At 71.8% G+C, this 12,287-nt stretch carries 13 protein-coding genes; 10 read left to right on the top strand and 3 right to left on the bottom strand.

All coding sequences use genetic code 11. The features are described 5' to 3' along the window. Positions 1-125: 125 nt before the first annotated feature. The 7 genes from OHA11_RS41485 (at position 126) to mug (ending at position 6,791) form a co-directional block, all read left to right on the top strand. Positions 126-551: a GNAT family N-acetyltransferase gene (locus tag OHA11_RS41485; RefSeq protein ID WP_266505611.1), complete on the top strand. Its 426-nt coding sequence runs from the start codon at positions 126-128 to the stop codon at positions 549-551. 140 nt (positions 552-691) lie between these two features. Continuing rightward, complete coding sequence (locus tag OHA11_RS41480) at positions 692-2,167, top strand: hemolysin family protein (RefSeq protein ID WP_266505609.1); 1,476 nt, start codon at positions 692-694, stop codon at positions 2,165-2,167. Beyond that, positions 2,164-3,186 (top strand): hemolysin family protein, encoded by a 1,023-nt coding sequence (locus tag OHA11_RS41475; protein WP_266505606.1) that lies wholly within the window; start codon positions 2,164-2,166, stop codon positions 3,184-3,186. Before OHA11_RS41480 ends, OHA11_RS41475 begins: the two co-directional genes overlap by 4 nt. A gap of 257 nt (positions 3,187-3,443) precedes the next feature. Further along, the gene (locus tag OHA11_RS41470; RefSeq protein ID WP_266505604.1) at positions 3,444-4,226 is read left to right on the top strand and encodes an SGNH/GDSL hydrolase family protein; all 783 of its coding nucleotides are present in this window, start codon (positions 3,444-3,446) and stop codon (positions 4,224-4,226) included. Positions 4,227-4,322: 96 nt separating this feature from the next. After that, positions 4,323-4,658 carry a DUF4326 domain-containing protein gene (locus OHA11_RS41465; protein ID WP_266505601.1) on the top strand — a complete coding sequence of 112 codons (336 nt, stop codon included), beginning with the start codon at positions 4,323-4,325 and terminating at the stop codon, positions 4,656-4,658. 151 nt (positions 4,659-4,809) lie between these two features. Then, a complete protein-coding gene (purB, locus tag OHA11_RS41460; protein ID WP_266505599.1) occupies positions 4,810-6,249 on the top strand; it encodes an adenylosuccinate lyase in 1,440 nt (479 codons plus the stop codon). Next, positions 6,246-6,791, top strand: coding sequence for a G/U mismatch-specific DNA glycosylase (gene mug, locus OHA11_RS41455; RefSeq protein WP_266507799.1), 546 nt, complete (start codon positions 6,246-6,248; stop codon positions 6,789-6,791). Before purB ends, mug begins: the two co-directional genes overlap by 4 nt. 4 nt (positions 6,792-6,795) lie before the next feature. On the opposite strand, the gene OHA11_RS41450 is transcribed toward mug, so the two are convergent. The 3 genes from OHA11_RS41450 to OHA11_RS41440 all read right to left on the bottom strand — a co-directional run bounded on the left by OHA11_RS41450 (position 6,796) and on the right by OHA11_RS41440 (position 9,066). After that, entirely contained in the window at positions 6,796-7,242 is a 447-nt protein-coding gene (locus tag OHA11_RS41450; RefSeq protein WP_266505597.1) for a hypothetical protein, read from the bottom strand. Between the two features lie 64 nt (positions 7,243-7,306). Continuing rightward, positions 7,307-8,032, bottom strand: coding sequence for an ABC transporter permease subunit (locus OHA11_RS41445; protein ID WP_266505595.1), 726 nt, complete (start codon positions 8,030-8,032; stop codon positions 7,307-7,309). A 2-nt stretch (positions 8,033-8,034) separates the two neighbouring features. Further along, entirely contained in the window at positions 8,035-9,066 is a 1,032-nt protein-coding gene (locus OHA11_RS41440; RefSeq protein WP_266505593.1) for an ABC transporter ATP-binding protein, read from the bottom strand. Between the two features lie 108 nt (positions 9,067-9,174). Between OHA11_RS41440 and OHA11_RS41435 the strand changes: the two genes are divergently transcribed. The 3 genes from OHA11_RS41435 (at position 9,175) to OHA11_RS41425 (ending at position 12,269) form a co-directional block, all read left to right on the top strand. Next, complete coding sequence (locus tag OHA11_RS41435) at positions 9,175-10,329, top strand: sensor histidine kinase (protein ID WP_266505591.1); 1,155 nt, start codon at positions 9,175-9,177, stop codon at positions 10,327-10,329. A 14-nt stretch (positions 10,330-10,343) separates the two neighbouring features. After that, positions 10,344-11,006, top strand: a complete 663-nt coding sequence (locus OHA11_RS41430; protein ID WP_266505589.1) for a response regulator transcription factor — start codon at positions 10,344-10,346, stop codon at positions 11,004-11,006. Positions 11,007-11,111: 105 nt separating this feature from the next. Beyond that, the gene (locus OHA11_RS41425; protein ID WP_266505587.1) at positions 11,112-12,269 is read left to right on the top strand and encodes an ROK family transcriptional regulator; all 1,158 of its coding nucleotides are present in this window, start codon (positions 11,112-11,114) and stop codon (positions 12,267-12,269) included. Positions 12,270-12,287 lie beyond the last annotated feature (18 nt).

The following is a 12,287-nucleotide window of genomic DNA, read 5'->3' as shown; positions in this document are numbered from 1 at the left end:
CCCTCTCGGGAACGGCGCCGGGGGGGGGCGGGAACGGCAACACCACAGATTCATGGTCCGTGGAATCGATCGCTCGGCACGGAAACCGTTCGCCCGACAGGTCGGCCCTCTGCTTGGCTCGCCCCATGAGTGATCTCCATATCCGTTACGCCGCACTCTCCGACATCGACGCCGTGCTGCGGTTCTGGCGCGAAGCCGCGGAAGGAACCAGCATCAGTGACGACCACGACGGAGTAGCCGCCCTCATCACACGAGACCCCGAAGCCCTGCTCCTCGCGGAGCGCGACGGCACCCTCGCGGGAACCGTCATAGCCGGCTTCGACGGATGGCGATGCTCCGCCTACCGACTGGCCGTACACCCGGACCACCGCCGTCAGGGCATCGCGAGCGCTCTGCTGGAGGCAGCCGAACAACGCTTCGCCGCCCTCGGCGGACGACGCGTCGACGCCATGGTCCTGGAGGCCAACGAACAGGCACACCACACCTGGGCCGCCACTGGCTACCATCGCGAGGACCACTGGCGACGCTGGGTCAAGCCGCTGACCGAGTGACCGAAACACAGGACATGCCAGAAAGGGTGTGAGGCTCCGCCGATGGGCGAGACTCCCGGTAGCCCACGGCGCGACGTCGCGCCGCGCCGTCATCGCGCGATTCCCCGGCCCGTGGTCGATCATGGGACGGAGGTGACCCGATGACCGAAGTGCTCCTCCTCGCCGTGGCGGTGCTGCTCTCGCTGGCCTGCGGTGCCTTCGTCGCGGCGGAGTTCTCGCTGACCACGGTCGAGCGCAGCGAGCTGGAGCGGGCCGTCGAGCGCGGCGAGGTCGGCGCGGCCGGCGCCCTCAAGGCCGTACGGAATCTCACCTTCCAGCTCTCCGGCGCCCAACTCGGCATCACGGTGACCAACCTGGTCGTCGGCATGCTCGCCGAGCCGTCCGTCGCCAAGCTCATCGCGGGCCCGCTGGAGGCGGCCGGCGTCCCGCGGTCCGCGTCCTCGTCCGTGGCCCTGATCCTCGGTACGGCCCTGTCGACGGTCTTCCTGATGGTGGTCGGCGAACTGGTGCCCAAGAACTGGGCGATCTCCTCACCGCTCGCCGTGGCCAAGCGGGTTGCGACACCGCAGCGTTGGTTCAGCTCGGTGTTCCGCCCGTTCATCAGCCACCTCAACAACACGGCCAACCGTGTCGTACGCCGGTTCGGTGTCGAGCCCGCCGAGGAGCTGGCCTCCGCACGCGGCCCGCAGGAACTGGTCGCGCTGGCCCGGCACTCCGCGAAACAGGGCGCGCTGGAGGCGGACACCGCCGAACTCTTCGTACGCACGCTGAACCTCGCCGACCTCACCGCGGAGAACGTGATGACGCCCCGCGTCCAGGTCATCGCCCTCGACGTCCAGGCGACCTGCGAGGACGTGGCGAACGCGACCCGGGCGACCGGGCTGTCCCGCTTCCCGGTCTACCGCGGCAACCTCGACTCGGTCGTCGGTGTCACGCACATCAAGGACTGCATCGCCGTACCCGCCGACCGCAGGGCTCGTACGCCCGTGTCGCAGCTGATGCGCGAGCCCCTGCTCGTACCGGAGTCGCTGACCGTGGACCGGCTCCTGGACCGGCTGTCCGGCAAGCGGACGATGGCCGTCGTCATCGACGAGTACGGCGGCACCGCCGGGGTCGCCACCCTGGAGGACATCGTCGAGGAGGTCGTCGGCGAGGTGCGGGACGAGCACGACCCCCACGAGACCCCCGACCTGGCACCGGCCGGCACGGACGACGACGGCCGCGCGCTGTACTCCGCCGACGGCTCGGTCCGCACCGACCGGCTGACCGGGGTCGGTCTGCGCGCACCGGAGGGGCCGTACGAGACGCTCGCGGGCCTGATCGCGACCGAGCTCGGGCGCATTCCCGCCGAGGGCGACACGGTCGAGGTCGCCGAGTGGCGGCTGGACGTGGTGGACGCGTCGGGGCGGCGGGCAGCGCGGGTACTGATGCACGCACCGCGCGCCACGGACGCCGCAAACGCCACGGACTCCGCAAACGCCACGAACGCCACGGACGCCACGGACGCCGCAGACACCAACGACGCCGCGTCCGAACGACCCGAGGAGTCTCGGCCAAGGGAGTCCCGGCCCGACGAGTCTCGGCCCGACGAGTCTCGTGAAGGGGGCGGGCGATGACCGCCGTACAGCTGCTCATCGGTCTGGCGACCCTCGTCGTGAACGCCTTCTTCGTGGCGGCCGAGTTCGCGCTGATCTCGGTGCGCCGCAGTCAGATCGAGCAGTCCATGGAAGGTGGCGCGGAGGGCGACCGGCGAGCGCGCAGCGTGCTGTGGGGACTTGAGCACCTGTCCGCACTGATGGCGGCGGCGCAGCTCGGCATCACACTGTGCACGCTGGTGCTGGGTGTGGTCGCGGAGCCGGCGATCGCGCATCTGCTGGAGCCCGTGTTCCACGCGATGGGGCTGTCGAAGGGCACCGGGCACGCGATCTCGTTCGTGATCGCGCTCTCCGTGGCCACGTATCTGCACATGCTCCTCGGTGAGATGGTGCCGAAGAACATCGCGCTCGCCGAGCCGGTGCGGTCGGCGCTGCTGCTCGGTCCGCCGCTGGTCGGGCTGTCACGGGCGCTGCGGCCGGTGATCTTCACGGTCAACGCGTTCGCGAACGGGCTGCTGAAGCTGATGCGGGTCGAGGTGCGGGACGAGGTGTCCGCGACCTTCTCGGACACGGAACTGGCCCGGCTGGTCAAGGACTCCGGCGACGCGGGGCTCATCGACGACCGCGCGCGGGAGAGGCTGCACGACGCCCTGGAACTGGGGCGCCGTCCGGTACGGGACGTGGTGCTTCCGCTGGAAAGCGTCGTCTACGCGCGCGTGGGCGTTACGCCCGAGCAGTTGGAGGCCCTCTCCGCCGAGTCCGGTTTCTCGCGCTTCCCCGTCGTGGACGAGGGGCGTCGCATCGTCGCCTACCTCCACGTCAAGGACGCGCTGGACGCGATGCCGCGCGACCTGCCGTTCCGGGTCCAGGACATGCGGTCCATCGCGCGCGTCCGGGAGAGCACACCGCTGGACGACGTACTGACGGCGATGCGACGCAGCCGTACGCACTTGGCCGCGGTGCTCGGCGGGGACGGGCGGTTGGCGGGACTGGTGACGATGGAGGACGTGCTGAGGGAGCTGTTCGGGCAGCCGGTGTGACGCGGGCGGTCGGGGTGAAGCGGGGGCGCCGGTGCGAGGGGGCTACGGGGCGGGCCGGGTCCTGACTGCCGGCCTCCGGCTTCCCGGCTTCCCGGCTTCCCGGCTTCCCAGGGTGCGCGCGGCGGAGGAGCGCGAGCCGTGGACGTGCGCCGGTCCGGCACACGTCCACGGCTGAACGTGCGCCGAACCGGCACGCCGCAGACGTGCACCGGGCGCCAGACCGGCGGGTATGTGCACGGGATATCATCTCTTCCGCCATGCAGACGAATGCCACTTACACCAGTCTTGTCACCCTCGGCGACTCCTTCACCGAGGGCATGTCGGACCTCCTCCCCGATGGCTCGTACCGAGGCTGGGCAGACCTCCTCGCGGGACGGATGGCCGCTCGGACGCCAGGCTTCCAGTACGCCAACCTCGCGGTACGCGGCAAGCTCATCGGACAGATCGTCGCCGAGCAGGTGGACGTCGCCGCCGCGATGCAGCCCGACGTGATCACACTGGTGGGCGGGCTCAACGACACGCTGCGGCCCAAGTGCGACATGGGGCGGGTCCGCGGACTCCTGGAAGAGGCCGTCGAGCGCCTGGCCCCCGCCTGCAAACAGCTCGTCCTGATGCGCAGCCCCGGCCGCCACGGCCCGGTCCTGGAACGGTTCCGCCCGCGCATGGAGGAGCTCTTCGTCTGCGTCGACGACCTCGCGTCACGGCACGGCGCGCTCGTGGTCGACCTCTACGGAGCGCCGTCTCTGGGTGACCCCCGGATGTGGGACGTGGACCGGCTGCACCTCACGGTCGAGGGACACCGCCGGGTCGCCGAGGCGGTGTGGCAGACACTCGGGTACGACGCGGAGGACGCCGAGTGGCGCACGCCCATGCCGCCTTCCACGCCGCCCGGCTGGGGCGCCCGCCGCACCGCCGACGCACGCTTCGCCCGGCAGTACCTGCTGCCGTGGATCGTCCGCCGCCTGACCGGCCGGTCGTCCGGGGACGGCCGCGTGGCCAAGCGCCCAGAGCTACTGCCGTACGAGGGGCCGGGGGCGTAAGCCCTGCCGGTGAGCGTGGCGGTGGCGTCCGTGGCCCGCACGGCGCATGATCGGGCTCGCCGCCCCACGAGCCGCGTCAAGGGAACGGAGCCCGCTGTGACCACCACCGTCATCAACCTCAAGGGCCACATCCACGACTTCGGCCCCCGCCTGGAGCACGCCCCGGCGGACCTCGTGTACGTCGGCCGCCGCTGGACCATGGGGCACTGGGACCTTCCCCAGCACCCGCTCTACAACCCGTTCGCCCTCGACACCGCCACCAAGAAGCGCGACGGCACCCGCGCCGAGGTGATGGTCAAGTACCGGGCCTATCTCCTCGAACGCCCCGAGCTGCTCGCACTCGTGCCGCAGTTGCGCGGCAGGACGCTGGCCTGCTGGTGCGCGCCGGAACTGTGCCACGGCGACATCCTGGCGGAGCTGGCCGACGCGTGATCGTAGACCGCAAGGGCAGAACCGCAGACCACCGGGGCGGAATCCGTGCGTCACCCCGGGCCGCCTGCCACCCCCACCCCGCGCTCTCGTAGCTTCCGACAAACGAGCCCGCGGCGCTGGCCTGCGGGAACCGCCAGTAGAATCTGGACACGTGACTGCGCCCGCAAAGCCCCGTATCCCGAACGTCCTCGCCGGCCGCTATGCCTCGGCCGAGCTCGCCACCCTGTGGTCCCCCGAGCAGAAGGTGAAGCTGGAGCGTCAGCTCTGGCTCGCTGTGCTGCGCGCCCAGAAGGACCTCGGGATCGAGGTGCCGGAGGCCGCCCTCGCCGACTACGAGCGCGTGCTGGACCAGGTCGACCTGGGCTCGATCGCCGAGCGCGAGAAGGTCACGCGGCACGACGTGAAGGCGCGGATCGAGGAGTTCAACGACCTCGCCGGGCACGAGCAGGTACACAAGGGCATGACGTCCCGGGACCTCACCGAGAACGTCGAGCAGTTGCAGATCCGGCTCTCCCTGGAGCTGATGCGCGACCGCACCGTGGCCGTCCTGGCCCGCCTGGGCAAGCTCGCGGGCGAGTACGGCGAGCTGGTCATGGCGGGCCGCTCGCACAACGTGGCGGCGCAGGCGACGACGCTCGGCAAGCGTTTCGCGACCGCCGCCGACGAACTGCTCGTGGCGTACGGCCGGGTCGAGGAGCTGCTCGCCCGCTACCCGCTGCGCGGCATCAAGGGCCCGGTGGGCACGGCCCAGGACATGCTCGACCTGCTCGGCGGGGACGCGGCCAAGCTCGCGGAACTGGAGCAGCGGATCGCCCGGCACCTGGGCTTCTCGCAGGCGTTCACGTCCGTCGGCCAGGTATACCCGCGCTCGCTCGACTACGAGGTCGTGACGGCGCTGGTGCAGGTGGCCGCGGCGCCTTCGTCCACCGCCAAGACGATCCGGCTGATGGCCGGGCACGAGCTGGTGACCGAGGGCTTCAAGCCCGGTCAGGTCGGCTCCTCCGCGATGCCGCACAAGATGAACACCCGCTCCTGCGAGCGTGTCAACGGCCTGATGGTGATCCTGCGCGGCTACGCCTCGATGACGGGCGAGCTGGCGGGCGACCAGTGGAACGAGGGCGATGTGTCCTGCTCGGTGGTGCGCCGGGTCGCGCTGCCGGACGCGTTCTTCGCGCTCGACGGTCTGCTGGAGACGTTCCTGACCGTGCTCGACGAGTTCGGCGCGTTCCCGGCGGTCGTGGCGCGTGAGCTGGACCGTTACCTCCCCTTCCTCGCGACGACCAAGGTGCTGATGGGCGCGGTGCGCGCGGGCGTCGGCCGTGAGGTCGCGCACGAGGCCATCAAGGAGAACGCCGTCGCCTCCGCCCTCGCCATGCGCGAGCAGGGCGCCGAGCGCAACGAGCTCCTCGACAAGCTCGCCGCGGACGAGCGCATCCCGCTGGACCGGGCCGGGCTCGACGCGCTGATGGCCGACAAGCTGTCCTTCACGGGCGCCGCGGCCGACCAGGTCGCCGCCGTCGTCGCCCGCATCGAGGAGATCGTGAAGCAGCACCCGGAAGCCGCGGGCTACGCACCGGGGGCGATCCTCTGAGGCGGTTCACCCCCGCCGAACTGGAGGCCGCCCGCGACCGGCTCGTGCCGGATGTCGCCGCGGACGGCCTCCAGGTGCTGTTCTGCGGTATCAACCCCGGCCTCATGACGGCCGCGACGGGCCACCACTTCGCGCGTCCCGGCAATCGCTTCTGGCCGGTCCTGCACCTGTCCGGCTTCACGCCCCGGCTGCTGAAGCCGTCGGAGCAGGGCGAGTTGCTCTCGTACGGGCTCGGCATCACGAATGTGGTGGCGCGGGCGTCCGCCCGGGCGGACGAGCTGAGCGCGGACGAGTACCGGGAGGGCGGGCTGCTGCTCTCCGCCAAGGTGGAGCGGTTGGCGCCGCGGTGGCTCGCCGTGGTGGGCGTGACCGCCTACCGGGCGGCCTTCGACGACCGCAAGGCCGCGATCGGGCCGCAGGAGCGGACGTTCGGCTCGACTCGCGTGTGGGTGCTGCCCAATCCCAGTGGCCTGAACGCGCATTGGACGGCGGCGACGATGGCGGAGGAGTTCGGCCGGTTGCGGGAGGCCGCGCAGGCGTAGCGGGTCACGGCGGGGCCATCTCCGTGACCAGGGCGAAGAGTTGGAACTCCCGCCCCTCCCCCGGCTCCGAGACCCCCACGGCGACCCAGCGTCCGGTGCCGTCGGCCTCCCACAGGTCCACGTATCTCACGTAGGCGCTGAGGTAGGCCCATGGCTTCGGTATGTGCTCGTCCGGGTCTTCCGAGCGCAGGAAGACACCGTCGAGGCTCGTGGGGTGCGCCTCTCCCCAGCGCTCGTTCAACCTCTGTGAGACGCCCTCTCGGTAGGCGGTGAACTGGTCCGCAATCTCCGTCCGCTCCCCCTGGTCACCCGTCCCGAAGCCGCGCGTCGTCTCCAGCACCACCAGGTGGTAGCCGGGTCCCCCCGCGCCGACGTCCGACCAGCCGTGCGCCGCGGGGAAGTCGCGGACGCACAGCTCGTCGATCGTGGCGAGGTGTCGCTCAGTGGTCATGAAGTCCAGTAAACCTGTCACCGCTGACACTTGGCGGTCCGTCAGGCCACTACGGCGCTCGGGTTCACGCGTCCCGGCGGCTAACGCTCCACCCTCCGGCGAGGAGTGCGGCCGCCGCCCACACCGCCGTCACCGCGAGCCCGGTCCAGGGCCCGAGCGCGCCGCCCCACGTCTCGTGGAGTGCCACCTGCCCCGCTTTGTCGGGCAGGAAGTCGGCAGCGCTCCCCGACACGTCGCCGACCACGAAGGAGACGATCAGGAGGAAGGGGATGAGGATGCTCAGGGTGGCGACGCCGCTGCGCAGCAGCGCGGCCAGCCCGGCCGCGAACAGGGCCATCAGGGCCAGGTAGATCCCACAGCCCACGACTGCGCGCAGCGCTTCGCCCCAGCTCAGCCCGTTCGCCCGGTCTCCGAGGACGGCCTTGCCCACGGCCAGGCTCACGAACCCGGTGAGGAGGCCGACGACCAGGGCGGGCGCGCCGATGGCCGTCGCCTTCGCCGCGAACCACCGTCCGCGATGGGGTACGGCGGACAGCGAGACCCGCAGGGCACCTCCCTGGAACTCGGACGAGACGGCCTGCGCCCCGATCGTGATCGCCGCGATCTGCCCGAAGCTGACGCCGAAGAACGCCGAGAACAAGGGGTCGAAGTCCGCGTCCGTGGAGTTGTCGAGGCCTGCGAGCGCGGAGAACGCCGCGGTGACGAGGACCACGGCGCCCAGTCCCGCGACGAGCGACCGGAGCGTGCGGATCTTGAGCCATTCCGAGTGGAGTACGGGTGCGAACGGCACGGTCAGGCATCCTGCGGCTGTGTGGGGGACGAGGACGGAGAAGGGGCCTGGGACGGGGATGAGGTTGAGGCCGGGGGCTGGGCTTGGGCTGCGAACTCGGCCTCCGTAGCCGTCAGGTCGAGGTAGGCCTGCTCCAGCGTGCGCTCCTCCGCCGCAAGTTCGAGGATGGGCACGCCCGCTCCGGACGTGAGGCGGCCGATGTCGTCCACGCGCGCGTGGTGCACGATCCACCGTTCGCCCGCGCCCTCCTGGCCCTCGTCCTTGCCCTCGCCCTCGTCCTCGTCCTCGTCCTCTACGGAGTCGTATCCGTGCCGGGCGAGCAGGTCCCGGAGTGCGGCGCCGTCCGTGGTGCGTACGCGTACGCGGGGCTCCACGCGCGCGTGGATGAACTCCCGCATCGGCGTGTCGGCGAGCAGCCGGCCGCGTCCCAGGACGACGAGGTGGTCGGCGAACGACGCGGTCTCGTTCATCAGGTGGCTGGAGACGAGCACGGTGCGGCCCTCACCGGCGAGTCGGCGCATCAACTCCCGGATCCAGATGATGCCTTCGGGGTCGAGCCCGTTCGACGGCTCGTCGAGGAGCACCACCGGCGGGTCGCCGAGCAGCGCGGCGGCGATGCCCAGGCGCTGCCGCATGCCCAGGGAGTACGTCCTGACGCGGCGGCGGGCGACCGAGGCGAGCCCCGCCTCCTCCAGGGCCTCGTCCACGCGGCGTTCGGGCAGGCGGTTGCTCACGGCGAGCACGCGCAGATGGTCCCGTGCGGTACGCGAGCCGTGCGGGGCCTGCGCGTCAAGCAGGGCGCCGACGTGCCGCAGCGGCTCGTCGAGCGTCGCGTACGCGCGGCCACCCAGGGTCGCGGTGCCGGACGTGGGCCGGTCCAGGCCGAGCACGAGCCGCATGGTGGTGGACTTCCCGGCGCCGTTGGGACCGAGGAATCCGGTGACGCGGCCGGGCACGACGCTGAAGGTCAGCCGGTCCACGGCCCGCGTGGTGCCGTACTCCTTGGTGAGGTCTTGGACGTCGATGCTGGTCATGCCCCAAGGCTGGCTGCCGGGAGGGGACTTGGGCTTCCCCCGCCCGGGGAGAGCGTCTCCCTCGCTCGGGGGAGGCTCGTTGTCAGTGGCGGCTGGCACGATGACGGAATGGCCCGCCTGCTGAGCCCGCTGACCCGCGGGACGACGTACACCCGTCTGTTGCACCTGTGGACGCCCGTGCTGCTCGTCAGCGTGTGGATGTACGTCTTCCCGTCCCAGCCGTGGGGTGTCGCGCTTCCGCTGATTCCGCTCGGTCTGATCCCTGCCGTGCGTCTGGGGGAAGGGGTTCAGGCACAGCTGCTGTTGACGCCCGGCGAGAAGGAGTCGGGGATCTCCGTGCAGCCGTCGGCGACCTGGCGGGACCGCTCGCGCACGGTGCTGTGGCTGGAAGCACGGATGGTTCTGGGAACGGTGGCCGGGTTCGCCACCGTCTGGGGTCCGATGTTGACGTACGACCTGACCGCGGCCGCGCTCGGGCATGCGGTGACGGACAACCCGCTCCTGACCATCTCGCAGCCGCACTGGGCGTACGGTCTCCTGGCACCGCTCCCCCTCATCGTGATGTACGCCTTGGTGGTCGGTGTCGGCGAGCTGATCACGGCTGTCGCGCGCCGCCTCCTCGGGCCGTCGCCGGCCGAGCGGGTCGCCGCCCTGGAAGAGCGCACCGAACGCCTCCTGGAGCGCACGCGCATCGCCCGCGAGCTGCACGACTCGATCGGGCACGCGCTGACGGTGGCCGTGGTGCAGGCGGGTGCCGCGCGGGCCGCGGGCGATCCCGGCTTCACCGACCGGGCCCTGGTCGCCATCGAGGACACGGGCCGTGCCGCGCTGGAGGACCTGGAGCGGGTGCTCGGCGTGCTGCGCGAGTCGGAGCGTCCGGCGAGCGGCCGCCCCACGTTGGTGGAGGCCGACCGGCTCCTGGAGTCGGCCCGCGCCTCGGGGGCGAAGGTCGACGCCGAGGTGACGGGTCCCCTGGAGACAGTGCCCGGTCCGGTCTCGCGTGAGGGCTACCGCATCCTCCAGGAGTCGCTCACCAATGTGCTGCGGCACGCGGGGTCCGTACCCGTACGGGTCCGTATCGCCGTCGACGACGGGGCGCTCTCCCTGGAAGTGCGCAATCCGCTGACAGCGGAGATACCCGGGCCCGGCCGGGGCAGCGGCCTGCGGGGCATACGGGAGCGGGCCGCGCTGCTGGGCGGCCAGGCGCGGACCGGCCCGGACGAGGGCGACTGGCAGGTGCATGCCGAGCTGCCGCTGCGCTGATCTACGCTGGCAGGGTGCCGATCACCGTGCTGCTCGTCGACGACGAACCCCTCGTACGCGCGGGTCTGCGCGCCGTTCTGGAGGCGCAGCCCGACATCGAGGTCGTCGGGGAGGCGGCCGACGGTGCGGCGGTGATTCCGCTGGTCCGGCAGTTGCGGCCCGATGTCGTCGCGATGGACGTCCGGATGCCGCTCCTGGACGGCATCGAGGCCACCCGCGCGGTGCTGCGGACCGTCGACAGCCCGCCGAAGATCCTCGTGGTGACGACCTTCGAGAACGACGAGTACGTGTACGAGGCGCTGCGCGCGGGTGCCGACGGTTTTCTGCTGAAGCGGGCCCGGCCGGCCGAGATCGTGCACGCGGTGCGGCTGGTCGCCGAGGGCGAGTCGCTGCTGTTCCCCGCCTCGGTGCGGCAGTTGGCCGCCGAGTACGGGGACGGCGGCGGGAATCCCGCGGCCCGGGCCGTGCTGGACCGGGCGGCCCTGACCGAGCGTGAGGCGGAGGTGCTCCGGCTGATGACCCGGGGTCTGTCGAACGCGGAGATTGCCGCGCGACTGGTCGTCGGCACCGAGACGGTGAAGTCCCACGTCAGCGCCGTGCTGGCGAAGCTGGGGGCGCGGGACCGTACGCAGGCGGTGATCGCGGCGTACGAGTCGGGGTTCGTGGCGCCCGGCTGATCCGGGTCCCGAGCGAGGAGAGGTGGTCCCCTGCACTCGCCGCCGCACGCCGCGCCGAGTACGATCCGCCCAAGCGACACGCGTAACTAGCTGGGAGGACGGACGTTGGGGCGGTTGACCGGCGGGGATCCCTCTCTGCTTCGGCGGATCAACTCCGCTGTGGTGCTGCACGCGCTGCGCGCCACGGAGTTCGCGACGCTCACCGAGATCACCCGGGTGACCGGGCTGTCGCGGCCCACGGTCGAGGGTGTCGTCGAGGGGCTCATCGAGGCCGGGCTCGTCGTCGAGACGGCGGCCGAGGAGGGCGCTGCCCGGCGTCAGGGCCGTCCCGCGCGCCGGTTCCGCTTCCGGGCGGAGGCGGGCCATCTGCTGGGCCTGGAGATCGGCCCGCACCGGGTGGCCGTGCTCCTCGCGGATCTGGACGGCCGGATCGTCGGCTCGATCGCCAAGGAGGTCGGCGAGACCGCGTCGGCGGACGAACGGCTCGACCGGTTGCGTGCCGCCGTCGCGGAACTGCTGCGCCGCGCCGGGGTCGCGCGCGGTTCCCTGCGTGCCGTCGGAGTGGCCACGCCCGGCATCGTCGAGGCCGACGGCACCGTACGCCTCGGTACGGCGCTGCCGGAGTGGACGGGACTGCCGCTGGGCGAACGGCTGCGTCGCTCCTTCAAGTGTCCGGTGCTCGTCGAGAACGACGCCAACGCGGCTGCGGTCGCCGAGCACTGGAAGGGCGCGGCCACCGAGTCGGACGACATGGTGTTCGTGCTGGCCGGTCTGAGCCCCGGTGCCGGATCCCTCATCGGCGGGCGGCTGCACCGCGGCTACGGGGGCGCGGCGGGCGAGATCGGCGCGCTCCACCTGCTGGGCCGCGAGGTCACGCCGGAGATGCTGCTGTCCACGACCGACAAGCCGCTGCATCCCCTCGACGAGCAGGCGGTCGCGGAGGTCTTCACCCACGCTCGCGCGGGCGACGAACGGGCGCTGGCGGCTGTCGACCGCTTCATCCAGCGGCTGGTCCACGACGTGGCCGCGCTCGTCCTGGCGCTCGATCCCGAACTCGTGGTGGTCGGCGGCTGGGCGGCGGGCATCGACGGCGTACTGGAGCCGCTGCGCAAGGAGTTGGCTCGTTACTGTCTGCGGCCGCCCCGGGTGGCGTTGTCGCTCCTGGGCGAGGCCGCCGTCGCGACGGGCGCGCTGCGGCTGGCGCTCGACCACGTGGAGGAGCAGCTCTTCGCGGTGGAGGGCACCGTGACAGCGCGCCGCTGAACGACCCCCGGTGTGGCC

It is taken from the genome of Streptomyces sp. NBC_00878, assembly GCF_026341515.1.
In the GTDB taxonomy this organism is placed as follows: Bacteria; Actinomycetota; Actinomycetes; order Streptomycetales; family Streptomycetaceae; genus Streptomyces.
The sequence above is the reverse complement of the archived record's forward strand: the minus strand, read 5'-3'. Positions and strand labels throughout refer to the sequence as shown.

What these genes read in the sequence shown, in the direction of transcription:
- OHA11_RS41485 (WP_266505611.1), top strand. Translation starts at nt 126, where the DNA reads ATGAGTGATCTCCATATCCGTTACGCCGCACTCTCCGACATCGACGCC.
- OHA11_RS41450 (WP_266505597.1), bottom strand. Translation starts at nt 7,242, where the DNA reads ATGACCACTGAGCGACACCTCGCCACGATCGACGAGCTGTGCGTCCGC.
- OHA11_RS41475 (WP_266505606.1), top strand. Translation starts at nt 2,164, where the DNA reads ATGACCGCCGTACAGCTGCTCATCGGTCTGGCGACCCTCGTCGTGAAC.
- OHA11_RS41435 (WP_266505591.1), top strand. Translation starts at nt 9,175, where the DNA reads ATGGCCCGCCTGCTGAGCCCGCTGACCCGCGGGACGACGTACACCCGT.
- OHA11_RS41470 (WP_266505604.1), top strand. Translation starts at nt 3,444, where the DNA reads ATGCAGACGAATGCCACTTACACCAGTCTTGTCACCCTCGGCGACTCC.
- OHA11_RS41480 (WP_266505609.1), top strand. Translation starts at nt 692, where the DNA reads ATGACCGAAGTGCTCCTCCTCGCCGTGGCGGTGCTGCTCTCGCTGGCC.
- OHA11_RS41440 (WP_266505593.1), bottom strand. Translation starts at nt 9,066, where the DNA reads ATGACCAGCATCGACGTCCAAGACCTCACCAAGGAGTACGGCACCACG.